The 24,255-nt window shown below is 66.4% G+C and carries 21 protein-coding genes and 1 pseudogene; 10 read left to right on the forward strand and 12 right to left on the reverse strand.

Annotation, left to right across the window (positions count from 1 at the left end):
* Window positions 1–28 precede the first annotated feature (28 nt).
* The 4 genes from GDI_RS09925 to GDI_RS09940 all read right to left on the reverse strand — a co-directional run bounded on the left by GDI_RS09925 (window position 29) and on the right by GDI_RS09940 (window position 4,265).
* Window positions 29–454 (reverse strand): hypothetical protein, encoded by a 426-nt coding sequence (locus tag GDI_RS09925; RefSeq protein ID WP_012225819.1) that lies wholly within the window; start codon window positions 452–454, stop codon window positions 29–31.
* Window positions 455–535: 81 nt separating this feature from the next.
* Window positions 536–1,243, reverse strand: coding sequence for a hypothetical protein (locus GDI_RS09930; protein ID WP_012225821.1), 708 nt, complete (start codon window positions 1,241–1,243; stop codon window positions 536–538).
* A 40-nt stretch (window positions 1,244–1,283) separates the two neighbouring features.
* Window positions 1,284–2,231, reverse strand: a complete 948-nt coding sequence (locus GDI_RS09935) for a hypothetical protein (RefSeq protein ID WP_144880134.1) — start codon at window positions 2,229–2,231, stop codon at window positions 1,284–1,286.
* Between the two features lie 96 nt (window positions 2,232–2,327).
* Window positions 2,328–4,265, reverse strand: a complete 1,938-nt coding sequence (locus GDI_RS09940; RefSeq protein WP_231854089.1) for a tetratricopeptide repeat protein — start codon at window positions 4,263–4,265, stop codon at window positions 2,328–2,330.
* On the opposite strand from GDI_RS09940, the gene GDI_RS09945 reads away from it, so the two are divergent.
* From GDI_RS09945 to GDI_RS09975, 7 genes are all read left to right on the forward strand, one after another.
* Window positions 4,230–5,729: a carboxypeptidase M32 gene (locus GDI_RS09945; protein WP_012225826.1), complete on the forward strand. Its 1,500-nt coding sequence runs from the start codon at window positions 4,230–4,232 to the stop codon at window positions 5,727–5,729. The genes GDI_RS09940 and GDI_RS09945 overlap by 36 nt on opposite strands.
* Before the next feature lie 110 nt (window positions 5,730–5,839).
* Complete coding sequence (locus tag GDI_RS09950) at window positions 5,840–7,774, forward strand: Hint domain-containing protein (RefSeq protein ID WP_012225828.1); 1,935 nt, start codon at window positions 5,840–5,842, stop codon at window positions 7,772–7,774.
* Between the two features lie 72 nt (window positions 7,775–7,846).
* On the forward strand, window positions 7,847–8,998 hold the full coding sequence (locus GDI_RS09955) for an L-dopachrome tautomerase-related protein (protein WP_012553057.1): 1,152 nt from the start codon (window positions 7,847–7,849) through the stop codon (window positions 8,996–8,998).
* 50 nt (window positions 8,999–9,048) lie between these two features.
* Window positions 9,049–10,446, forward strand: coding sequence for a threonine synthase (thrC, locus tag GDI_RS09960; protein WP_012225832.1), 1,398 nt, complete (start codon window positions 9,049–9,051; stop codon window positions 10,444–10,446).
* Between the two features lie 64 nt (window positions 10,447–10,510).
* Window positions 10,511–11,776: a M16 family metallopeptidase gene (locus GDI_RS09965; protein ID WP_012225833.1), complete on the forward strand. Its 1,266-nt coding sequence runs from the start codon at window positions 10,511–10,513 to the stop codon at window positions 11,774–11,776.
* Window positions 11,773–13,113: a TldD/PmbA family protein gene (locus GDI_RS09970; protein WP_012225840.1), complete on the forward strand. Its 1,341-nt coding sequence runs from the start codon at window positions 11,773–11,775 to the stop codon at window positions 13,111–13,113. Before GDI_RS09965 ends, GDI_RS09970 begins: the two co-directional genes overlap by 4 nt.
* A 26-nt stretch (window positions 13,114–13,139) precedes the next feature.
* A complete protein-coding gene (locus tag GDI_RS09975; protein WP_012553059.1) occupies window positions 13,140–14,102 on the forward strand; it encodes a Tim44 domain-containing protein in 963 nt (320 codons plus the stop codon).
* A gap of 325 nt (window positions 14,103–14,427) precedes the next feature.
* On the opposite strand, the gene GDI_RS19090 is transcribed toward GDI_RS09975, so the two are convergent.
* Window positions 14,428–15,497 (reverse strand): IS630-like element ISGdi5 family transposase gene (locus GDI_RS19090; protein WP_157871020.1). Its coding sequence is split into 2 segments (ribosomal slippage): window positions 14,428–15,011 and window positions 15,011–15,497, totalling 1,071 coding nucleotides; the frame shifts between segments, so codons are not numbered across the junction.
* A 183-nt stretch (window positions 15,498–15,680) separates the two neighbouring features.
* Between GDI_RS19090 and GDI_RS09990 the strand changes: the two genes are divergently transcribed.
* Window positions 15,681–16,202, forward strand: a complete 522-nt coding sequence (locus tag GDI_RS09990) for a sulfotransferase (RefSeq protein ID WP_012225843.1) — start codon at window positions 15,681–15,683, stop codon at window positions 16,200–16,202.
* 70 nt (window positions 16,203–16,272) lie between these two features.
* Here the strand turns inward: GDI_RS09990 and istB are convergent.
* A pseudogene (istB, locus tag GDI_RS09995) lies at window positions 16,273–17,051 on the reverse strand (IS21-like element ISGdi17 family helper ATPase IstB).
* Complete coding sequence (gene istA / locus GDI_RS10000; RefSeq protein ID WP_012226833.1) at window positions 17,041–18,564, reverse strand: IS21-like element ISGdi17 family transposase; 1,524 nt, start codon at window positions 18,562–18,564, stop codon at window positions 17,041–17,043. The pseudogene istB and the gene istA overlap by 11 nt, the downstream one beginning before the upstream one ends.
* A 105-nt stretch (window positions 18,565–18,669) precedes the next feature.
* On the opposite strand from istA, the gene GDI_RS19095 reads away from it, so the two are divergent.
* Window positions 18,670–18,903, forward strand: a complete 234-nt coding sequence (locus tag GDI_RS19095; RefSeq protein ID WP_408735215.1) for an autotransporter outer membrane beta-barrel domain-containing protein — start codon at window positions 18,670–18,672, stop codon at window positions 18,901–18,903.
* Between the two features lie 53 nt (window positions 18,904–18,956).
* The gene (locus GDI_RS10005) at window positions 18,957–19,634 is read left to right on the forward strand and encodes an invasion associated locus B family protein (protein WP_012225848.1); all 678 of its coding nucleotides are present in this window, start codon (window positions 18,957–18,959) and stop codon (window positions 19,632–19,634) included.
* A 58-nt stretch (window positions 19,635–19,692) separates the two neighbouring features.
* On the opposite strand, the gene GDI_RS20040 is transcribed toward GDI_RS10005, so the two are convergent.
* The 5 genes from GDI_RS20040 to gshB all read right to left on the reverse strand — a co-directional run bounded on the left by GDI_RS20040 (window position 19,693) and on the right by gshB (window position 24,175).
* Window positions 19,693–19,830 carry a hypothetical protein gene (locus GDI_RS20040; RefSeq protein ID WP_012225849.1) on the reverse strand — a complete coding sequence of 46 codons (138 nt, stop codon included), beginning with the start codon at window positions 19,828–19,830 and terminating at the stop codon, window positions 19,693–19,695.
* A gap of 9 nt (window positions 19,831–19,839) precedes the next feature.
* The gene (locus GDI_RS10010; RefSeq protein WP_012225851.1) at window positions 19,840–20,787 is read right to left on the reverse strand and encodes a heme o synthase; all 948 of its coding nucleotides are present in this window, start codon (window positions 20,785–20,787) and stop codon (window positions 19,840–19,842) included.
* Window positions 20,784–22,148 carry a cbb3-type cytochrome c oxidase subunit I gene (locus GDI_RS10015; protein WP_012553062.1) on the reverse strand — a complete coding sequence of 455 codons (1,365 nt, stop codon included), beginning with the start codon at window positions 22,146–22,148 and terminating at the stop codon, window positions 20,784–20,786. Before GDI_RS10015 ends, GDI_RS10010 begins: the two co-directional genes overlap by 4 nt.
* 152 nt (window positions 22,149–22,300) lie before the next feature.
* Entirely contained in the window at window positions 22,301–23,038 is a 738-nt protein-coding gene (locus tag GDI_RS10020; RefSeq protein ID WP_012553063.1) for a class I SAM-dependent methyltransferase, read from the reverse strand.
* 132 nt (window positions 23,039–23,170) lie between these two features.
* A complete protein-coding gene (gene gshB, locus GDI_RS10025; protein ID WP_012225856.1) occupies window positions 23,171–24,175 on the reverse strand; it encodes a glutathione synthase in 1,005 nt (334 codons plus the stop codon).
* Window positions 24,176–24,255: the final 80 nt, after the last annotated feature.

Below are 24,255 nucleotides of genomic sequence, written 5' to 3' on the forward strand. Positions count from 1 at the left end.
TTCTGAAGAAAAAGAAGCAAAAAGACTTTTATTCGTTAAGGGCTGTTTCGGAAGCCATCGACGCGGTGATCTGATTGTTTTTGTCATATTCTTCAAGAATCGAACGCAGAGATTTTAGGGATGCGATGTCTCCCTGCACGTCGCCGATACCGTTTTTCTCTTGGTAGGAAATCAGGTTATCAATCATCGAATACATGTTCGATGATCCGCTCACCAGTTTCCCGCCGTTGACGCCTTCCAACGCATATCCATCCATCAAAGCCATTTCGCCACTTTGATGGAGTGTGATCTTCCCCTCCCGGGTCAACTGCTCCCGGGCAGCCTCCATCTCCTGAGGGCTCATGTCGCTGAACGTTGTCGGAGTGGACGGGCTGTTATTTAAAAGGGTCTGGGACGATGCGGAACTGTTCTGGACCAGATGAACAATGATCGAGGACGTGCTGCTGACCCGCATTGTCGATCCTTTCCTTTACTCCGATCAGCATAAGACGACGGCCGAGAGTGTCCAGTAATCGTGACTGATGGGAAGAACCGGTCAGGATAATTTCGGCAGATCCTGCTCGACCTCGTCCAGGGCGTCCTGGGCAGACTGGATGTCGCTGTTATGCTGTTTCTTCAGCCGATTTTTGGCTTCTTTAAGCATATCTTCCAACTGGGCCGCCACCTTCCGCACCGTCTGCTGGAAATCCGGACTGTCGCTTGTGCCCGCGCCATTTTTCCCGCTGCCACCCGCTGCCTGCCCTGACGTACTGTCCGTCGCTGGCTGCGACAGGGACGGATCGGAAACATCGCCGCCGTCCCGAACGGTTCCCGATGAGTCCTGGGTGTCCTGCGGGACGGAAATCACCATGTCGCCCACTTCGGCCATGCCGGCGGACGTTCCCTGATTCTGCGCATATTGCTGCACGGCGGCGGCAAGCTGGTGTGCGAATTGCGCCAATTCCTGGGCAAGCGCCTTGGGCGAAAGAAACGCCTTCATGAACATAAGCTGCCGGATCTGCGCCTGGAGACGATCGACCCGCTGCTCCGCATCGGCCCGGACGGATTGCCGGCTGGACTGGATGATCTGGTCCAGACGCGACAGGGCCTCCTGCGACAGGGTAACGGAATCACCGTCGCTGGACACCGGGGCCGCGCCACCTTCGGCCGACGCGGCGCTGGATTGGGTGGACGACGCATCGCTGTCGGTGCCGAACGGCCCCAGATAAGTGAGGTCCGACTGCGTGGTGGCGATCCTCGTCATTCACGGCATCCTTTCACCGGACGGCCTCCGAAACCCGCTTTTACGTAAGATCTAACTTGGATTTGTCGCCGGGTTTGTGTTTTTCGTCCGAAATCTGAAACAACTGGTCGATCAGGTTGTTCTGGTCGGCCCGTTTCGTCGCAACCGGATCAAGAACGGCCGTGGCCGAGGCGGCGCTGCCGGCCGTTCCATCGCTTTCGGACGTGGAGTCAGCGGTTGCGGCACTGCCGTTGGGCGTAAACGAAGAGGAAAAGGTCGCGAACTCGACTGTTCCATCGGGTTCTTCCTTCCACGCCACCGGGTCCTGCGAGCCGCTCGATTGCTGGACGAACTGCGTGATCAGGCTTGCCGTCTCGGTGTCCGATTTTTCATCGGCCGATTTTCCCGCCGCCGTATAAAGAGCGGACAGGGATACCGTGGAAACATCGACCTCCTGCTGGTAATCGCCCGTTACGGCATCCGGTCCGTACCCGGTATCCACTCCATTGACCATTTCGTTGGCGGCAGCGACCCATCCGCCGGGCACATGCAGCATCACGGCATCGGATCTGGAGAGGTCATATTCTTTCGTCGATACGGAAAGACCGGCCGACTGCGATGCCCCGCCGCCAAAGCTCTCCATCGCTGTCGTCTCCGACGTCGCTTTCGGGGCCCGTTCCGCCGTGGTCGGCAACATATAGGAGAGTTCGTTGTTTTCGACCCAGGAACCGTAACTCATCTCCCCCGATGCGGTGATGGGCTGAGCACCGACTCCGTTGGCCACATGCACCACCACGGTAGAGGTCATCTTGCTGAGATCCGCCTGTATCAGCGCCTGTGCCGACGCGGAAAGACCGATATCCCGCGCGGACCTGTCGCCGGAGGTTTCCGTCGCGGGAGCGTCCGCCTTCTTGCTCTCGGCCCAGACATTATAGGTCGAGGCACCTGACGCTGTTATTGATAGTCCCACGGCCTTTCCTCTCAATCCAGTGTCGAAATTTAAATCCATCACTGGTTAAGAAAACGTTAATACCATTGTCATTATTGATATATGGCACCTATTCGTCGCGGACATGGGTTTGAAAAATCGCTCAATACCGGCGTTCTACGCGGATTTATCCGCAAGAGGCCCCGTGGCGAAACCAACCCGCCAGCGAAGCAACGCCGCGTGCACGGCCTCGATCGGCGCGGCCCAGGCGGTGTCGGGATCGTCCGGCTGGTGCTGGCGGAACTGTTCCAGAGAAGGATACCAGCGGCTGCCCCGGTCGCCCCAGCGCGGGGGCTCGGCACGGTCGAAGGTGGCGGACCAGCGCCAGTCGCCGCCGAAGCGGTTCAGCAGCCAGACTGGTCTGCCCATCGCGCCGGCCAGATGGGCGATGGCGGTATCGACGGTGATCACCAGATCCAGTCCGGCGACGATCCGGGCGGTGTCCAGCATGTCGCCTTCCGCTGACCGCTCCAGCGCGAAGGGCGGCGCGGCGGCGGCCGGACCGTACTGGAGGCTGACGAAAAACAGGCCCGGCACGTCGGCCAGTGGGGCCAGCCGATGCGCCGGGATCGACCGCCTTCGATCGAAGCGGAAGGACGGATTGCCCGCCCAGCACAACCCTACCCGGGGCCTCTCCCCCAGGTCGGGCGCGGGTGCCGGCAGCAGATAGGGCGCGAAGGGCGGAATATCGGTCATGCCCAGCCGATGCGGCAGGCTGATCAGGCCGCAGCGCGCCACCACATCGTCCGGCAGCGGGTCCCCTGGCGGCAGGACGGTGCACCGCGTCGCGATCTGCCCGTCCGGATCGGGCATCGTTTGCAACAGCCGGTGCAGGCTGTGCGGCACATCCAGCACAACGGACGCGCGGCGCAGGCAGTCGGGCAGGTAGCGCAGGAACTGGATCGCGTCACCCAGCCCCTGCTCGGCATATAGCAGCACGCGCCCGCGCGGCAGTGACGCCCCGTCCCATTCCGCGACGCCCTGCCCGCGCATGGGTGGCAGCAGGCGGGATCGGGCTTCCAGATGGCGCCATCCCTCGGCGTACGCGCCACGCGCCAGCAGCAATGTTCCCAGATTGAACTGGGCCCGCGCGCCCTCCGCCTCCCGCGCCAGGATGGGGTCGCGCAGGACGGCGCGGTACAGGGCCTCGGCCGCATCCCCCTCGGCCAGTTCGTCCAGAATGGTCGCGGCATTGACCGCGATCCGCGCATCGCCCGGCGCCAGAATCCTGGCTCGTTCCAGGGCGGTCCGGGCCTGCGGCAGATGACCCAGCGCCATCAGGACCAGCCCCAGATTGTTCTGCGTTTCCGCGACGCCGGGCGCCAGGGCAGCGGCGTGCTCCAGCGCGACGCGGGCGTCCTCGTGCCGGTTCAGCGCGAACAGCGCGGCGCCATGATTGGCCCAGGCCGCCCCGTCATCGGGGAGAAGCCGGACGATCTGCCGATACAGCGCCTCGGCCCCCGCGGGCTGGCCCCGATCCGCCAGTAGGGGGGCCATGTCACCGGGACACAGGGCCCGCGCCGCGCGCAGGCTGGCCTCGGCCTCCGCCCAGCGGCCCAGTTCACCCAGCGCGCCGGCCAGGGCGGCGTGGGCGCGCGCGTCGCGCGGTTCGCGCAGTACGGCCACCGCCAGCGCGGCGCGGGCCTCCTCCACATGGCCCTGCTCGCGCAGGGCGCAGCCCAGGGTGATGTGAAAATGCGCCGCCGGCAGCAGCGCGACGGCCTTGCCCGCCAGCCCGATCGCAAGGTCCGGCCGCCCGGCGGCACGGGCGACGCAGGCCATGCCGTGCAGGACGTCGGCATCCCGGCACGCGGGCCGCGCGGACAGGGCGGCGTGAAGCAGCGCCAGCGCCCCGTCGCGGTCCCCGGCTTCAAGCAGCGCCATGGCCCGTGCCGCGCTGTCCGGCCCGTCGGGGGCCGCCTGCCGTTTGTCCATCCCCTGCCCCCGGTTGCCATCGCGCCGTGCCATCGCCCACACTGGCGCCCGCAGTGCCACACCCGACTGGCCGAGGACGACATCATGCCCCAGCACGCCTACACGGACCTGACGACCCATTTTGCGCGCATCGGCCGTATCCGCAACGCCCTGGGAATCCTGGGCTGGGACAAGGATGTGATGATGCCGGCCGGCGCCGCCGAAAGCCGGGCCGACAGCATCGCGACCCTGGACGTGCTGTGCCACGAAATCCTGACCGCCCCTGTGATCGCGGAACTGCTGGACCGGGCGGAGGCACCTGCCGGATCGTGGCAGGCGGCGAACCTGCAGGAAATGCGGCGGGCCTACCTGCACGCCGCGTCCGTGCCCGCCGATCTGGTCGATGCCATGTCCCGCGCCGCGTCGCGCTGCGAGATGGCCTGGCGCGCCGCACGCCGCGAGGGTGACTTCGCGGCGCTGCTGCCGACCCTGTCCGAGGTGCTGGACCGCACGCGCGACCTGGCGGTGGTCAAGGGCGCGGCGCTGGGCCTGTCGCCCTATGACGCGCTGCTGGACCAGTACGATCCGGGCACCCGCCGCGCGGACATCGACCCGGTCTTCGCCGAACTGCGCCGCGACCTGCCCGCCCTGATCGCGGACGCCCAGGCGCACCAGGCCGCGACCCCGGCGCCGGTCCTGCCCACGGGCCCCTTCCCCGTTCCCCTTCAGGAGCAGATGGGGCGGCGGATGATGATGGCGCTGGGCTTCGACATGGAACGCGGACGGCTGGATGTCAGTGCGCATCCGTTCTGCGGCGGGGCCGAGGACGACGTGCGAATCACCACCCGGTACGAGGACGACGATTTCCTGGCGGCCCTGATGGGCGTGATCCACGAGACCGGGCACGCGCTGTACGAGCAGGGCCTGCCGCATGACTGGCGGACGCAGCCGGTGGGCCAGGCGCGCGGCATGAGCCTGCATGAAAGCCAGTCGCTGCTGATGGAAATGCAGGTCGCGCGATCGCGCCCCTTCATGGACTGGGCGGCGCCGCTGCTGCGCGCGGCCTTCGGCGGGGCGGAGGCCGACCCGGCCTGGTCGGCCGACAGCCTGTATCGCGCCGTGACGCGGGTACGCCCCGGCTTCATCCGCGTCGATGCCGACGAGGTCACCTATCCCGCCCACGTCCTGGTCCGGTACGAGATGGAAACGGCCCTGGTCGACGGCACGCTCGCGCTGCGCGACCTGCCCGAAGCGTTCAATGCCGGCATCCATGGCCTGCTGGGCCTGACGGTGCCGAACGACCGGCTGGGTTGCCTGCAGGACATCCACTGGCCCTCCGGCGCGTGGGGCTATTTTCCCACCTACACGATGGGCGCCATCCTGGCCGCGCAACTGCGCCAGGCCGCGTTCCGTGCCGACCCCGCCATTCCGTCCGGCATCGCGCAGGGCGATTTCGCCCCGCTGCTGGGCTGGCTGCGCACGCATGTCCACAGCCAGGCCAGCCGCCTGTCCACCCCCGACATCATCCGCGCCGCAACGGGTGCCGCGCCGTCGACCGATGCCTACCGGGCGCATCTGCGCGAACGCTATTGCGGCGCGGAATAGGACCGGCCGTCCCGCACATACCTTGTGACGTTAGCACTTTTTTCACATCGGCATGGGACCGTCGACATCCTTGAAGTCCGAAACCGGAACAAGAGAGGAGGGTGTCAACGATGTCCACGACCACGACCTACAAGACCGCTTCCGGGGTGACCTACACCGTCACCGACACCTCCTACCTGGGGCAGAACGACTACGACGTCACGATCACGGCCAGTGACGGCACGGTCCTGCTCGATCAGGACAATATCAATCGCGGCATCGACATCCTCGGCGTCATCGACCTCGCGGCTTCCGGCGATGTCATTACGGGGTCCACCGATTCCACCTCGCTGGTCAGCCTTGCCAGCATCGGAACCTATGTCAGCGTTCCCGGCGCGACGGGCAACTTCATCGTCGGCGCCGGTGCCCTTGCCGCCAACACATATTACATCGGCGGAACGACGACGATATCCGGCCTGGCGAACCTGGTCACCGGAACGACCATCAATGTCGTAGGGGGCACGGCAACGCTGTCCGGCAACAGCGGCAGCACCCTGCTCGGCGCCCTGAACGGATCGACGGTCAACATCGAATATGGCGGCACGTTCAACACCGGCGCCGCCCTCGGCAGCCTCCTGGAAGGGGCGACGGTTTCGTTCGGGAGCGGCGGCGGCACGCTGGTCATCAATGGCGGCGGCACCGCCATCAGCCTGCTGGCATCCGGTCCGCTGTCGGCCACGACCATCCAGAACTACGATCCGTCCAGGGACACGATCGAACTTCAGGACACCGTCGCTCCGATCTCGGGCTACACGATATCCGGCGATACGACCCGGACGATCACCCTGTACGGAAGCGACGGCACGCAGGTCGCCACCTACACGGTCAACCTGGCATCCGGCGTAAACCTGGCCAACGGAACATACAATGCCGTCAACAGCACGCAGGGCAATCCCCTGAACATCACCTACACCACCGGCAATACCTATATCGGCGTCTGCTTCCTGGCGGATTCGATGATCCGCACACCGTCCGGCGACATCGCGGTCCAGGACATCCGCGTGGGCGACGAAATCCTGGCCTGCCCGGACGGTGAGTGGCGGGACGGCGAACAGGGGACCGGCGAACGGCTCGGCACGGTCGTCTGGACCGGCAAGGCCCATGCCACCGTTCGTCCCGGCCTTCCGGATGACGAGGCCGGCTATCCGGTCCGCATCCTCAGGGACGCCATCGCCGACGGCGTGCCCTACAAGGACATGCTGGTCACGCCGGAACATTGCCTGTTCCTCGACGGCGTCTTCATTCCGGCCCGCATGCTGGTCAACGGCCGGTCCATCTTCCACGACCGCACCATTACCGCCTACGATTATTACCACATCGAAACGGAACGGCATTCCGTCATTATCGCGGACGGCATGCCGACCGAAAGCTATCTCGATACCGGAAACCGCCGCTCTTTCCGTCAGGATGGGAAAATCGTCCATATCGGCGCGGGCAACGCCCGATCCTGGACGGAAGACGCCGCCGCCCCGCTGGGGGTAACGCGCGCGGTGGTCGAACCCGTCTTCCGCCGGATCGAGGCCCGGGCGCGGGACGCGGGCATCGCCAGTGCGATCGTGGGGCCGGTCCTGACCGACGATACCGGCCTTCACCTGCTGACCGAGAACGGTCAGGCCATCCGCCGGACCCGCGATGCCAACGGGTATGCCACGTTCCTGATCCCGCCAGATGTCGGCACCGTCCGCATCGTCTCGCGCACCAGCCGGCCCAGCGATGCGATCGGCCCCTTCCTCGACGACCGGCGACGCCTCGGCGTGCTGGTCGGCGGAATCACCCTCCTCGATTCGGACAATATGCGTCTGATCGACACCTATCTGGCCGATCCGGCACTCGACGGATGGGATGTCCAGGAAGCCGGTCCGCACCGCTGGACCAATGGCGATGCCATACTGCCGCTGGGCCCGCGCCGCCCCGACAGCTTCGGCATCCTGGCCATCCAGGTACTGGCGGGCGGCCCCTATCCCGTTACGGCGGAGGCAACGGAAGCAGTCGCCCAATCAGCGTGACGGGCCGGATGGATGGCCGCCATACCCGTCGCGCGGTTGCCATCGGCGGCGGATCATGGCGAGATGCCGCGAATGTCACGTTTCCTTCCGATCCCGTCCCCCCCGCTTTCCTCCGGACTGGCGTCCGGGGCGCTGGCGGTCTCCATCCTGTTCGCCGCCCTGCCGGCCCTGGCCGCGAAGCCGGCGCCGCCGCTGGACCCGTCGGCGCCGCTGGTGCCCGTGGCCGAATCCACGGCGCGGGTCTGGAACGCCGTCGCGGTGCTGCCCGACGGCCGCATGATCCTGGAATACCCGGCCTGGACCGGAACCCCCGGCCCCGCCCTGACGCTACGCGACGCCGACGGGACGCAGCATCCCTATCCGGACGCGGGCTGGAACGATCCGGCGGCGGACCCGGCGCATCGCTTCGTCTCGGTCGAGGGGCTGCACCTGACCGATGACGGCATGCTGTGGGCGCTGGATAGCGGGATCGGCGCGGACGGACACGCACCGCAACCCGGTTCCGTCAAGCTGGTTCAGGTCGATACCCGCACGGGCGCGGTCGCGCGGACCTATGTGCTGGACCCGGCGGTGCTGCGGCCCGGCAGCCATGTGGCGGGGGTACGGGTCGGCAAGGGGTATGCCTTCATCCTCGATTCCGGCGTGCCGGGCCTGATCGTGATGGACCTGGCGCATGGCACCCAGCGGCGGCTGCTGGATCACAATCCCTCACTGACCGCGCAACGGACGATCACCGTCGACGGGCGGACGCTGCTGGATACGGACGGCCGCGCGGCGATCGTCCACGCCAACCGGATCGAAATCAGCCCCGACGGCGAGTGGCTGTACTACCAGACGCTCTGCGGGCCGCTCTACCGGTTCGGCACCGAACTGCTGACCGACACCAGCCTGACCGATGTCGAACTCGATGATTCCGCAACGCTCTGGTACAAGACGCCGCCGCTGGGTGGCATGACGGTGGGGCGCGACGGCACGCTGTATTTCGACGACGTGTCCACCGGCAGCATCTTCCGCTTCACCACCGGCCGCATCTATCAGCGTATCGTCGTGGACCCCCGCCTGCGCTGGCCGGCCGAACCCTACATCACGGCGAACGGGCAGCTTTACGTCCCGACCGCGCAGATCGACCATACGCCGCACTTCAATGGCGGCCGAGTGGACGTACAGTGGCCGCTGACGCTCTACCGCATCGATGTCCGTGCCCTGCCGCCGGCGAAATACTGACCACCGTAAGCCCCTTCGCGCGGGGCGCGCTTGGCGATATAATCGTGGGTATGCGCTATCTTTCCACCCGGGGACAGGCCCCCGTCCGTGACTTTTCCTCGGTCCTGCTGGCCGGCCTGGCCGAGGACGGCGGGCTGTACCTGCCGGAAACCTGGCCCGTCCTGACCGCCGACGACTGGCGGGCACTGCGCGGCCTGCCCTATCCCGACCTGGCCGCGCGGATCATCGCGCCCTTTACCGCGGGCTGCATCGCGCCGGATGTGCTGCAGCGGCTCTGCCGCGAATCATATGCCGGGTTCGACCACGCCGCCATCGTTCCGCTGACGCAGGTCGAGGACGGGCTGTTCGTCCAGGAACTGTTCCACGGGCCGACGTTGGCCTTCAAGGACATGGCGATGCAGTTGCTGGGGCGGCTGTTCGACCATGTGCTGGCCGAGCGCGACGCGCATGTGACCATCGTGGGCGCCACGTCGGGCGATACCGGATCGGCGGCGATCGAGGCCTGCCGCGGGCGCGAACGGGTGAAGATCGTCATCCTGCACCCCGAGGGCCGGACATCGGACGTGCAGCGGCGGCAGATGACCACGGTGCTGGAACCGAACGTGACCAACCTGGCGGTGCAGGGCACGTTCGACGATTGCCAGGACCTGGTGAAGGCGATGTTCGCCGACGCCCCCTTCCGGCAGGACATGCACCTGTCGGCGGTCAATTCCATCAACTGGGCCCGCATCGCGGCGCAGATCCCCTATTACGTCTATGCCGCCCTGGCGCTGGGCGCGCCGGACCGCGAGGTCTCGTTCGCCGTGCCGACCGGCAATTTCGGCAACATCCTGGCGGCGTGGGCGGCACGGCGCATGGGCCTGCCCGTGCGCGCGCTGTGCGTGGGGTCCAACCGCAACGACATCCTGACCCGTTTCCTGCGCGACAACGACATGAGCGTGCAGGGCGTGGTGCCCAGCCTGTCGCCGTCGATGGACATCCAGGTCTCCTCGAATTTCGAGCGGCTGCTGTTCGAACTGCTGAACCGCGATGCGGCGGCATGCGCGCGCATCGTCACCGAATTCCGCCAGACCGGCCACATGGCGGTGCCCGACCCGGTGTGGCGGCAGGCATCGGGCCTGTTTCACGCCCTGGCCCTTGACGATCAGGACACGAAGACCGAAATCCGTAACCTGCATGCCGCCAGCCAGTATCTGGCCGACCCGCACAGCGCCATCGGGATCGCCGCCGGGCGGATGTTCCGCGAACCTGGCATTCCGATGGTGGCGATGGCCACCGCCCATCCGGCCAAGTTCCCCGACGCCATGGAACAGGCGACCGGCATCCGCCCGGCCCTGCCGCCGGCGCTTGCGGATCTATTCGACCGGCCGGAACGTTACGAAGTCGTGGCCGCGCGGCTGGACGTGGTCGAGGACCGGGTTCGGGCGGCGGTGCTGAAGAACGCCTGAACCGCCCTTTTCCCATCTCTTCGGACGTCCGGCCCCGCCGGCCGGACCGTCACGCAGGACCCTGATGACCGACCAGATCAACGTCACCCGCCTTCCCTCCGGCCTGACCGTCGTCACCGAACGCATGGAGCGCGTGGAAACCGTGTCGTTCGGCGCCTATGTCGCCGCCGGCACGTGCAACGAGCATGCCGAGGAAAACGGCGTGTCGCACTTCCTGGAACACATGGCGTTCAAGGGAACGGACAGCCGCACCGCCGCCGGCATCGCCGAGGAAATCGAGAACGTGGGCGGCCATATCAACGCCTACACCGCGCGCGAGCATACGGCCTATTACGTCAAGTTGCTGAAGGAGGACCTGGCACTGGGCGCCGACATCATCGGCGACATCCTGACCCACAGCAGCTTCGCCCCCGACGAGGTCGAGCGCGAGCGCGGCGTGATCCTGCAGGAAATCGGCCAGGCGAACGACACGCCCGACGACATCATCTTCGACCATTTCCAGGAAACCGCCTTCCCCGAACAGCCGATGGGCCGCCCCACCCTGGGCACCGAACCGCTGATCCAGGACATGAGCCGCGAGACCCTGATGCGCTACATGCGCACCCATTACACCACCGCGAACACCGTGATCGCGGCGGCGGGCAACCTGCACCACGCCGATGTGGTGGCCCTGGCCGAACGGCATTTCCGCGACCTGCCGGCGCTGGACAGTTCGACCGGCTTCGATTCCCGCTATCTGGGCGGCGAGTTCCGCAAGGAGAAGGAACTGGACCAGGCCCATGTGGTGCTGGGCTTCCCGTCGGTGGGCTATGGCGACCCGGACTACTATCCGGTCCTGCTGCTCTCGACCCTGCTGGGCGGCGGCATGTCGTCGCGCCTGTTCCAGGAAATCCGCGAGAAGCGCGGGCTGGTCTATTCGGTCTATTCCTTCAACGCTCCGTTCCGCGATGGCGGCCTGTTCGGCATCTATGCCGGCACGGGCGAGGACCAGGCCGACGAACTGATCCCCGTCACGCTGGAGGAGTTGCGCAAGGTGCAGGGCCATGTCGGACAGGACGAGCTGAACCGCGCCCGGGCGCAGTTGAAGTCCTCGCTGCTGATGTCGCTGGAAAGCACCGGCAGCCGGTGCGAACAGCTTGCGCGGCAGTTGCAGGTGTTCGGCCGCCTGATCCCGACCGCCGAAACGGTGGAGCGGATCAACGCCGTCACCATCGCTGACGTGCGGCGGGTGGCCACGCGGCTGTTCCGGGGCAAGCCCACCCTGGCCTCGCTGGGGCCGGTGCGCAACATTCCCGGCATCGCCGCCATTGCCGAGGCCCTGGCGGCATGAGCACCGATCCGCTCGACCTCCTCGGCACCCTGATCGGCAAGGCCCGGGCGGCCGGTGCCGACGCGGCGGATGCCGTCTACATGGCGCGGACCACGCACGGCGTGCAGGTCCGCAACGGCCGGACCGAGGACCTGGAACGGTCCGAGACCAGCGACCTGGGGCTGCGGGTCTTCGTCGGCCGCCGCTCGGCCATCGTCTCGGCCACCAGCCTGGACCCGGAACGCTTCGACCCGCTGGTCGCCCAGGCGCTGGCCATGGCCCGCGTGGTGCCCGAGGACCCGCATTCCGGCCTGTCCCCCGACGCGGTGCAGGGCTTCGTGGACGCGGCGGGGATGGACCTGCTGGACCCGGCGCAGCCCGACACCGCCGCCCTGCTGGACCGCGCGCGCGCGGCCGAGGACGCGGCGGTATCGGTCGCGGGCGTCACCAACAGCAATGGCGGATCGGCCTCGTCGGGCCTGTCCGACATCATCCTGATGACCTCGGCCGGGTTTTCCGGCCGCTACGCCCGCAGCAGCCATTCGGTGTCGGCCAGCGTCCTGGCCGGACAGGGCACCGGCATGCAGCGGGATTACGACTATCACGCGACGGTGCATCTGTCCGATCTGGACGATCCCGCCAAGATCGGGCGCAGCGCCGGCGAGAAGGCGGTGGCCCGGCTGAACCCGACCCGGCCGCGCACCGGCAGCATGGCGGTGGTGTTCGACCCGCGCGTATCCTCCAGCCTGCTGGGCCATCTGGCGGGGGCCGTGAACGGCAGCGCCATCGCCCGGGGCACCTCGTTCCTGAAGGACCGGATGGGGCAGCGGATCATGCCGGCCGGCATCCACATCATCGACGACCCGACGCAGTCGCGCGGCCTGTCAGCCCACCCGTTCGACGGCGAGGGCATGCGCGCGGGCGAACTGGTCATCGTGCAGGACGGGGTACTGATGAACTGGGCGCTGGATTCCCGCAGCGCGCGGCAGGTCGGGCTGCCCGGCAACGGCCGGGCCAGCCGGGGGACCACGGCCCCTCCGGGACCGTCGCTGGGCAGCCTGTATGCCCGGCCCGGCACCGTGACACCGGCCGCGCTGATGGCGGACATTGCCGAGGGCATCTACGTGACCGAACTGATGGGATCGGCCATCAACGGCCTGACCGGCGATTACAGCCGGGGCGCCTCCGGCTTCATGATCCGTGGCGGCACGCTGGCCGAACCGGTTGCCGAATTGACCATCGCCGGCAACCTGAACGACATGTTTGCCCGCATGGTCCTGGCGGACGATCTGGTATTCCGCCGTGGCATCAACGCGCCCACGATCCGGATCGACGATCTGATGATCGCCGGTTCCTGACCCAGCGATACGGGATGGACAGATCCATGAGCACACCGACCACGCCCGCCCGTCCGCCCCGCCCCCGTCGCGCGGCGATCCTGCTGCTGGGCACCGCGTTGGCCGCGCTGCCGCTGCTGGGCCTGCCGCAGGGCGCCGACGCGCGTCCGGGCAGCGGCCTGTCGATGGGCAGCCGGGGATCGCGCACCTATAGCGCCCCCGCCCCGACGACGACCTCGCCCTACGGCGCCGCGCCGATGCAGCAATCGATCATGCCGCGATCGGCCCCGGGCTATGGCGGCGCGCCGTCGGCCTTTCCCCGCTCGCCCTATGGCGTGCCGTACGGCTCGCCCTACGCGGCCCGGCCGCATCCGTTCGCCAACGGGTTCCTGGGCGGGTTGCTGGGCGCGGGCCTGTTCGGCGTGCTGTTCGGACACGGGATCGCGGGCGGGCTGCATGGCGGCGGCAGCTTCCTGGGTTTCCTGATCCAGCTTGTCCTGCTGTTCCTGCTGGTCGGCTGGCTGGTGCGCCGGTTCGGCGGTGGCGCGCGCAGGACGGCGCCCATGCCCGCCGCCCCCTATGGCCAGGGCCCGTCCGCCGATCAGGTCACGATCACGCCGGACGATTACCGGGCATTCCAGCGCCTGCTGCTGGATATCCAGGCGGCATGGAGCCAGCGGAACCTGCCGGCGCTGCAACACATGGCGACGCCCGAAATGGTGGGCTATTTCAACGCCCAGTTGTCCGACCTGGCCAGCCGCGGCGCGCGCAACGTGGTGTCGGACGTGCGCTTCGAACAGGGCGACCTGTCGGAAGCGTGGAGCGAGAACGGCTTCGACTACGCCACCGTGGCCATGCGCTATTCGATGGTGGACATCACCACCGACATGACGGGACGGGTCATCGACGGCAGTTCGACAGAACGGGTGATGGTGACCGAACTCTGGACCTTCGTCCGCCCGACGCGCGGCGGGGCGTGGCTGCTGTCCGCGATCCAGCAGGGCCGGTAGTACCTCCCCCCAGAAATTCGCGAGCGAATTTCACAGGCAAGGCAGATCGCGATGAGGTGAATCACCTGATCCCGTGAAAATGCCCGCAAAACCACGCAATGGAGCATTTTATCAGAGTCTGGTCTGATAAATTGCTCTGGACACATCAATACCTGAAAGACCTGTCGATCTCTGAAATTCGCACGCGAATTTCAGAGGCAGGATAAGCGCGACCGATCACGAGATCCGGCAATTACCGGTCCAGATCGCAGAGGCGCAACCTCCATTCTTTTTTTATTTTGCATACGAACCCACTGGACGCCACATCAATTTCTAATACCAACGGTTATAGGTACTGACCCGTGTGTGCCCATTTCCTGAGTCCGATGGATCGGATGGTGTCAGGCAGGGCGGCAAGCTTGTTCCAGGCGGAACAGGCGGCGTCGATGATATGATCGATGCCGTCGAAGACGGTGTTGGACAGCCAGTTGGCGCGCAGGAACTGCCAGACATTTTCGACCGGGTTCAGTTCGGGCGCGCGGGACGGCAGGAAGATCAGGCTGATATTGCGGGGCAGCTTCAGCTTGTCGGTGGTATGCCATCCTGCGCGATCGAGCAGCACGACGGCGTGGGCACCGCGGACGACGCAGCGCGAGATTTCCTCGATGTGCAGTTGCATGCTGGCGGTGCCGATGAACGGGAGCGCCAGGCCGGCGGCTTTGCCACGCGCCGGACAGATCGCGCCGAACAGCCAGGCATTCTCGTAGCGCTGATCAGCCGGCTGGCGTGGCCGCGTGCCACGCCGGGCCCATTGTCGGACGATGCCGTTCTTATGGCCGATCCGGGCCTCGTCCTGGAACCAGATCTCGATCGGCTTGCCCTTGGGCAGATGGCCGGTATGGGCATTCAGGATGCGGGGGAAGTTTTTTTGAATGCCTCCATGACGCCAGCGTCCTGACCCGGGTGACGTGGCCGGGCGCTGACATAGGAAAAACCAAGCCGTTTCAGCAGAGTGGACACATGACGCTCATGATAGACGACGCCGAAGCGCTCTTCGATCACGCGTTGCAGATCGACCCGGCGCCAGCGCACCACGCCATCGCGCTGCCGATCCGGGCCTGCCTCGACCAGGGCCTTCAATTCGGTCTGCTGTGCGACACTCAGACGGCAGGCCGGCCCTGCGTGCAGATGATCGCGCAGGCCATCCGGCCCTTCAGCATTGAAGCGGTGAACCCAGTCCCGCAGCGTCTGGCGGTCCATGCCGCCTACGCGGGCCGCATCGGTGCGGCTGGCCCCGTCACGGATCGCCGCCAGGGCCAGAAGCCGGCGCGCAGCGTTCGCCTGCCGGCTGCGCGCCGCAAGTCGCCTCAGCTCAGAGGCCGAATAGTCATCCCGTAGCTTCACCGCTCTCGTCATCTGCCAGATCCTCCCAAAATCAAGAGAATCAGAGCCGGCGCCGTTCGTCACTTCACACACGAGTCAGTGGCTACGGCCTTTGGTATAAATAGCTTTTATTCACCACAACGAAAAAACATCGATGCAATTCCATTCTTGCCTAAAAATATATGGAACATTCCCAATATCGACCTTGGCAGCGTAATGCATTTCATTTCTGGACTTCCCCGCTCGGGCTCGACGCTGCTGGCGGCCATCCTGCGACAGAACCCCCGCTTCAGCGCGTCCATGAGCAGCCCTGTCTGCGGCCTGGTCCGCAAGCTGCTGGACGGGATGAGCGCCAATAGCGAATTCGCGTCCTTCATCACCGACGAACAGCGCCGGCGCATCCTGCGCGGGGTGTTCGAAAATTATTACGGCGACAATTTCACGTCCCGAACCGTGTTCGACACCAACCGGGCCTGGAGCAACTGCCTGCCTCTGCTGGGCGACCTGTTCCCCGGCTGCCGGGTCATCGCCTGCGTGCGCGACGTGCCCTGGATACTGGACAGTATCGAACGGCTGGTCCGCCGGAACTGCCTGGCGGCGTCGGGCATGTTCAATTTCGATTCCGCCGGCTCGGTCTATACGCGGGCCGAGGCCGTGGCACGGGCCGACGGCATGCTGGGCTACGGCTACAACGCCCTGAAGGAAGCCTTCTATGGCGAGCATGTTAATTTCTGCTGAGATTTGACCCTGGGTTTTCATCGAGAACTGACCCGGCCTTTGGTTATCTCTGCTATGTTTTATGGGCTGGTCAAGCGGTTGCCTTTTCCTTCCGGTTCCTGGGGGCGGCGGACCTTGCGCGGAACCGGTAGCTGTCATTTCCGGTTTCGAGGATATGACAGAGGTGGGTAAGGCGATCGAGCAGGGCTGTCGTCATTTTGGGACACCGAAGACTTCGCCCCATTCGCTGAAGCTCAGATTGCTGGCGATGATGACGCTGGTGCGCTCGTACAGACGGCTGAGGAGATGGAACAGCAAGGCACCGACTGATGCGCTGAACGGCAAATAGCCAAGTTCGTCCAGGATCACGAGATCGAGGCGCACGAGACGTTCCGCGATCTGTCCTGCGCGATTGGCGGTTTTTTCCTGTTCGAGGGCGTAGACAAGGTCTACCGTGGACCAGAACCGTATCTTCTTGCGGTGATGTTCGATCGCCTTGCACGGAAGTGCTGTGGCCAGATGGGTCTTGCCGGTTCCTGGTCCACCAATGAGGACGACGTTGTCGGCACGGTCGATGAAATCCCCGGCATGGAGTTGACGGACCATGGCCTCGTTGACCTCGGCGGCCGAGAAATCGAACCCTGCCAAATCTTTGTAGGCCGGGAACCTGGCAGTCTTGGTTTGATAGGCGATGGAGCGCACCTCTCGCTCGGCGAGTTCCGCCTTCAAAAGCTGGAAGAGGACGGGGATGGCGGCCTCGAATGCCGGCGCACCCTGTTCGGTCAGTTCGGCCGTGGCCTGGGCCATGCCATACATCCGCAGGCCGCGCAGCATGACGACGAGGGCACCGGCCGCGGGATCATGACGCATGACGGGCCTCCCCGCGCAGGGCGTCATACCGTCCGGTATCGGCCTGAGGCTCGCGTTCGAGCACCAATGCCTGCGGCGCGTCGAGCCTGGGTGCTCCTGTTTTCTTGGCGTCCGTCAGACGATGCAACGTATTGAGGACGTGTGTCTTGGTGGCTACTCCCTCCTCGAGCGCGAGTTCAACCGCGCAAAGCACGGCCTGCTCATCATGCTGCAGCACCAGGGCGAGGATCTCGACCATTTCCCGGTCGCCGCCCGTGCGCCGGAGGAGGTGCGTCTGCAGCGTCCGGAACGCCTCGGGCAATTCAGAGAAGGGTGCGCCATTGCGCAAGGCCCCGGGTTTGCGCTGGAGCACCGCCAGGTAATGCCGCCAGTCATAGATCGTGCGACCGGGCACGCCGTGGGACCGCTCGACGATCCGGGGATGTTCGCATAGTATCCGTCCCTCGGCCGCGATCACCAACCGGTCGGGATAGACGCGCAGGCTGACCGGCCGATTGGCAAAAGAGGCGGGCACACTGTAGCGGTTGCTTTCGAACTGCACGAGGCAAGTCGGCGAAACCCGTTTGGTATGTTCGACGAACCCGTCGAACGGGCGCCCTGGAACCATCAGGTGAGGCACTTCCGCCGCATGGGCCTCGGCGAGGCTGCCGGGCAATTCGACATGCCTCAAGATAGTCCAACGTTCCCGGCAACGCGCCTCGAGCCAGACGTTCAGGGAGGCCAGATCAGGAAAATGCGGCATCTCCTGCCAGATCTGCCGCCGGGCGTCCTGGACGGTCTTCTCGATTTGACCTTTCTCCCAACCCGCTGCCGGATTGCAGAACTCCGCCTCGAACAGATAATGGCTCACCAGGGCCGAAAAACGCAGATTGACCTGGCGGACCTTGCCGGGCCCAACCCGGTCCACGGCGGTTTTCATATTGTCAAAAATACCTCGACGCGGCACCCCGCCCAAAACGCGAAAGGCTTCCGTCAGCGCGTCGAACAGCATCTCGTGAGTCTGGAGCGGATACGCCCGCAGAATGAAGGCCCGGCTGTAGGACAGCTTGGTGTGGGCGACCTGCAGCTTGACGCGCCGCCCCCCGATCACCGCCCAGTCCTCTCCCCAGTCGAACTGGAAGGCCTCTCCGGGTTGAAAGCGCAACGGAACGAACACGCCGCGTCCCGTCGTCTGCCGCGCCCTTTGCTGTTCCGCCTTCCAGTTCCGGATAAAGGCCGCAACCCGTCCATACGATCCGTCATAACCCAGCGCTACAAGATCCACATGCAGGCGCCGCCCCGTGCGGCGCTGCTTGCGCGACTTTGACGTCTCCAGAGCAAGCCAGGTCGCCAGTTTCTCCGCAAACGGGTCCAGCCGGCTCGGACGCTCGGCAACCTTGAACTGCGGCTCAACCGTCTCCGCCCGGAGATACTTGCGGATCGTGTTGCGCGACAATCGCGTCCGACGCTCAATCTCGCGGATCGGTACATGATCCCGGTAATGCCACCGCCGGATCACACTCAACAATTCCATGCTGATCACTCCTTTAACCCCCGGACAGTTGCTCCGGGGAAGTGTCAGACACGGGTCAATTCTCAATGAAAATTTCCGCCCCTACAGGGTCAGTTCTCGCTGGAAATCAACAGCCACGCCTTCGGCCTGACCACGCCGACCACGCGCGAGGCGTTCCTGGCCGGCGGCAATGCGTTCGACGTCGCGGGCGTGCCGCTGTCCACCGACGCGGCGGTGCTGAAGGCGGGGCTGCAGGCGAAGCTGACCGACAGGCTGAATGTCGGCCTCTCCTATGTCGGGCAGTATGGCGACCATTCCACCGACAGCGGCCTGACCGGTAACGTCAAGGTCACGTTCTGATCCACCTGGCTGTGGCCCGGACGGGCCACGGCTTTCACGCCTGAAAGTCGGCTATGAAACTTTTCACTCCTGTCCCGCTGGTCGCCGTCATCGGGGGCGCGGCGGCCGCTCTCACCCTCGGCGTGGCCTATTCCGGGCATTCCGGTCCGGGCGTGGCCCAGGCCTCGACGCATGGCGCCGCATCCGCGGTTCCGGCCAGCACGCCGGCGACGGCGGCCCCGGCCGCCGCACCGGCCGCTTCACCGGCGGAACTGTCGCAATCTTCGGGACAATGGACCTATCGGTGCCTCTATGCCCAGGCTCCGGCCACAGGACCGGCTCTGTGCACGATCGAACAGCACCTGATCGTTCAGAACCCGCAGAAGAAGGCCGTGCAGGTCGGTGACGTGCTCTTCAGCCGGAGCAGGACCGCCGGGGGCAGCCTGTCGGCAACCTATCAACTGACACTGCAGACGCCGCTGATGGTATCGCTGGTCCGGCCGCCCACCATTGCCATCGACGACGGCGCGCCGGTGGCGCTGACATGGCAGGTCTGTACAGCCAATGGCTGCATCGCCCGTATGGCGCCCCTTCCCGATGCCGTCCTGTCGAGCGCGCGGCACGGCAAGACCGGGCATATCCAGATCGGAACTGTCCAGGGTGGCGCGGTGACGATCAATTTCGAACTCGCCGGCCTCGATACGGCCGTGACGACACTCGATAGCTGGGCCCACCGACAAAGCCCGTCATAGAATGGGGTGCAGGGCGTCACGCCCTGCCGGGTCCGGGCAGCGCCCGGCCTTCACTTCATCACAAGCGGACCAGCGCCAGCCCGTAGAATACGGCCGCCAGGGCCAGCAGCGTGATCGCCACGCCGTAAATACGGCCGCGATGGCGTCGGACGAATTCGGTGGCTTCGGCGTCCGTCAGGGAATGTGGCTGATTCATCGCCCGCCCCTATCGCATGATCAGGAAGTGGTCGGCCAGCAGTCCGCAGAACAGCAGGAACAGGTAGGCCAGGGAATAGCGGAACGCCCGACGCGCCGGCCGGTCGCCCGTCAGGCTGACGCCGGCCTCGTCCTGTCGATCCGTCAACACGCCAACCGCGCAGGCGACGAACCCGGCATCCAGCAGCGACGCGACACCGGTATAGAGCCAGCCCGCCTGATGCAGAAACGACGGCACCAGCGACACCGCCGACAGGATCAGCGTGTAGAACAGGATCTGCCACCGCGTATGCCGCGCACCCCGCACGACCGGCAGCATCGGGATTCCGGCGCGACCGTAATCCTTGCAGGCATACAGCGACAGCGACCAGAAATGCGGCGGGGTCCAGAGAAAGACGATGGCGAACATTACCACCGGCAGCACGCCCAGCGACCCGGTGGTGGCGGCCCACCCGATCATCGGCGGGAATGCGCCCGCGGCCCCGCCGATCACGATGTTCTGCGGCGTCGAACGCTTCAGCCACATCGTGTAGATCACGGCATAGAAGAAGATCGAGAACGCCAGGATAAACGCCGCCAGGGCGTTGGCTGCCAGCCACATCAGCAGGACCGACGCCACCGACAGGCCGATGCCGAAGCCCAGCGCCTGGTCGTCACGAATGCGGCCGTCAGGGATCGGGCGCCGCGCGGTGCGGGTCATCACCGCGTCGATGTCGCGGTCATACCACATGTTGATGGCACCGGCGGCCCCGGAGGCCATGCAGATGCACAGGATGCTGACAGCGGCGATCAGCGGATTGATCGGTCCCGGCGCCATGGCCAACCCGGCCGCGCCGGTGAACACGACCAGCGAAATCACCCGCGGCTTCAGCAGCGCGAACCAGTCGCGGGCCTCGGTTCCGACCAAAGCGGCGTCGAAACGGGTTACGGCGCCTTCGGTGGTTGCCGCGCCGCTCACGCCCGTGCTCCGTGGGCCAGGATACCGGCGAAGGAGTCACGCGGTGCGGGCGACGGCACCGTCCATTCCAGGGTCCGGGCACCCGGCCCCCAGTAATTCGCGGCCAGCGGACGCGTGCGTCCCGCCAGCGTCAGGGCGATGGCGGCGACGAAGGCCAGCATCGACAGGCCCAGCAGCACCACGCCGGTCGATACGAAAGCCGGCTGATGCGGAGCCAGCAACAGGATGCTGCCCCCCACCGCCAGCGCGACATGCAGCCGGCCGGCCCGTTCGGGGCAGGCGCGGCCCGTCATCTTGCCGATCCAGTAATAAAAACCGGCGAATGTCGCGAACAGCGCGGCCGGCAGCGCCACGGCATGCCCGGCCGCCGGACCGCCCAGCAGCGCCAGGACCGGCCCCGCGACCAGCAGCACAGCAAAGGCGCAGGCCCACAGCATCGGCACGCGGAAAGCCGCCCGCCCGCCCAGGACGGTGGCGCCCCAGGCCGCCAGCAGGACCAGCATGGGCACCGCGATCGTCGCCTGTTCGATCAGGGGCCGCACGACGGATTGCACGGCCAGCCCATCAGCGAACAGGTCATGCACCCAGATGGTCGCACCCCCCACGGACAGGACGACCATGGCCCCCAGCGCCGCGCCACGCAGCCGCAGGGCGACGCCTGAAAAGGTTTCGACCACCTGGCATACGATGCCCGCGGCCGGCAGCAGCAACAGGCCGATTTCGGGACCCGAAAAGGCGCGCAACGCCAGTTCGGCCTGCCGCCCGCCGGTACCGGCCAGCAGGCCGCGCGTCAGCGAGGCCGCCAGCACCGGCAGCACGATCACCATCATCATCCCGGTCAGCGCCTGCGCCCAGGCGAACAGCGGCATGTCGCGCAGCGCCATACCGGGGCGGCGCATGTTCAGCACCGTCGCGACCATGTCGATCGACAGGCCCAGCATCGCGGCACACCACAGCAGCATGCCCGGCGCCGTCGCCATCCCGGACAGGACCAGCGCGAAGCTGACGGCCAGGCCGGCCCAGCACAGCAGGTTCAGCCGGCGGAACGCCATATCCGGCGCCCCCAGCAGCAGCGGCACGAACCAGGACCCGAACCCGCCGGTCAGGGCCGGCAGGGCACAGAACAGGATCATCAGCGCGCCGTGATCGATCGTCATGCGGTGCCACGGGGCGGAGGCGGCCCCGTCCAGCCCAGCCTGACCGACCTGCAGCAGAAGCGCGAGGCCGCCGCCCGCCAGCCCCGCCAGCACGGCCAGGACCAGATACAGGCTTCCGACCGTCTTGTGGCCGCATGCGCGGTTCCATCGCGCCGGGAAGCCACCGGTTCCGATCCCTGCCCGAACCTGCCCGTCAGTCGGCATGCGCCTCTTCTCCTGCGATAACGGACCGCGCCAGGCGGTCTTCCTCAAAGCGCGATGATTTTACCGGAGCGTGCCTGCAAAGACGAGCCCCGAGGAGCCCGCATCCGGCATGGCCGCCATTCCCGCCCCGCCGACGCGGCGGGCCGGCCATGTCAGCCGGCCATGGTTTCGACCGAAGGCGCCGCGCCGTCACGCGGCAGCGTCACCAGCGTGAACAGCCCGGCGGGGGGCACGGACTGGATCGTCGCCTGCGCCAGGTCGGCCGGCGGCAGGAGGGATTCGATGGCGAAATCGGGATGCCAGCCCAGCGAGTGCGAGGCCCGCGCCATGCCGCGTTCCACCGCCAGCCGCACGCCGCCCGTGGCCAGGAAATGATTGACGAACAGGATGTGGCCACCCGGCCGCACCACGCGCTTCAGCTCGCACAGCAGCCGGCGCGGATTAGGCACGACCGAGGCCACGAACATCGCGACCGCGATGTCGAACGAGCCATCGGCGAAGCGCGTCTCCTCGGCATCCATTTCCAGCAGCGCGTCGACATTGCGCAGGTTCATCCGCGCCACGCGCTGACGCGCCCGGTCCAGCATGTCCCCCGACAGGTCGATGCCGGTGATGCGCTTGTCGGATCGGTAATGGGGCAGCGCCAGGCCGGTGCCGACCCCCACTTCCAGCACCGCCGAGCCGGGCAGGCCGTTGACCGCCGCGACCGCGCGCTTGCGCCCGAAGGCCGAGACCCCGCCGAACAGGGCGTCATACACGCCCGCCCAGCGGCGATAGGCGGCTTTCACGGCTTCGGCATCAAGGGCCGAACGCGGCGCGGGGGCATAGCCACCCGCGATGCCGGCCGCGGAACCCGTCTCGGCGGGGGCGTCTTGAAGAACTTCGCTCATCAGGAGTCCTCTCTGCCCTGCCGGGCGATTGTCTTCAAGTGGCCGTCGCACCAAAGTCCGCTGTCGCGCCGCAAAATGCCTGCCCTTCCCATTTGTTCGTGCCACCTTGGCCGCATCCCCTCGCCCACCCGATCAAGCCCCGCCATCCAGCCGGCGCAGGATGCAGTCCCAGATCAGGCCCGCCGAGTTGATATCATCGAACCGGTCTATTTCCTGCAGGCCGGTCGGCGACGTCACATTGATCTCGGTCAGCCAGTCGCCGATCACGTCGATCCCGACGAAGATCAATCCCTTTTCACGCAGCATCGGTCCGATCGCCTCGCAGATCTCGCGGTCGCGCGGGGTCAGTTCCACCTTCGCCGCCTTGCCGCCCACATGCATGTTCGACCGGGCCTCGCCCTGCGCGGGAACGCGGTTGATGGCACCGATCGGCTGGCCGTCCGCCAGGATGATACGCTTGTCGCCGCGCCGGACCGCGGCCTCGTACCGCTGGATCATCAGGGGCTCGCGCGAGCGGGCGAAATGCATCTCCAGCAGGGAATTCAGGTTTTCGTCATCCTCACGGATGCGGAAGACGCCCGCGCCGCCATTGCCGAACAGCGGCTTGACGATGATGTCCCGCCACTGGGCGCGGAAATCGCGGATGGCTTGGACGTCCCACGTCACCAGCGTGGGCGGCATCAGGTCGGGATAATGCGTGACCAGCAGCTTTTCCGGCGCGTTGCGCACCGATTCCGGGTCGTTGACCACCAGCGCCCGGCCCGGGCCGGTACCGTGGACATGTTCCAGCATATGCGTGGCGGTAATATAGGCCATGTCGAACGGCGGGTCCTGACGCATCAGGATCACGTCCATCCCCGACAGGTCCAGCACCCGTTCCTCGCCCAGCGCCGCGTGATCGCCCGCCACGCGCTGGACGCGTGCGGGGCGCGCCCGTGCGGTCAGCCGCTCGGTTCGCGTGCCGCCAGCATGCCCGTCGGTGCGTCCCTCGCGCAGGCTCAGGCCCTGCACATGGTAGACGAACAGTTCGTATCCCCGGGCCTGCGCCTCCAGCATCAGGGCAAAGGTGGAGTCGCCATTGATGTCGATCCCGGCGAGGGGATCCATCTGTACGGCGACCTTCAACGGGCGGGACATGGACGCAGCCTCCGGCGACGATTCGGACCGCGGACGACGAACGGCGCCATCCGCCCCTGCTTCTTAGTCGAATTTCTTTG

The organism is Gluconacetobacter diazotrophicus PA1 5 (genome assembly GCF_000067045.1).
Taxonomy (GTDB): domain Bacteria; phylum Pseudomonadota; class Alphaproteobacteria; order Acetobacterales; family Acetobacteraceae; genus Gluconacetobacter; species Gluconacetobacter diazotrophicus.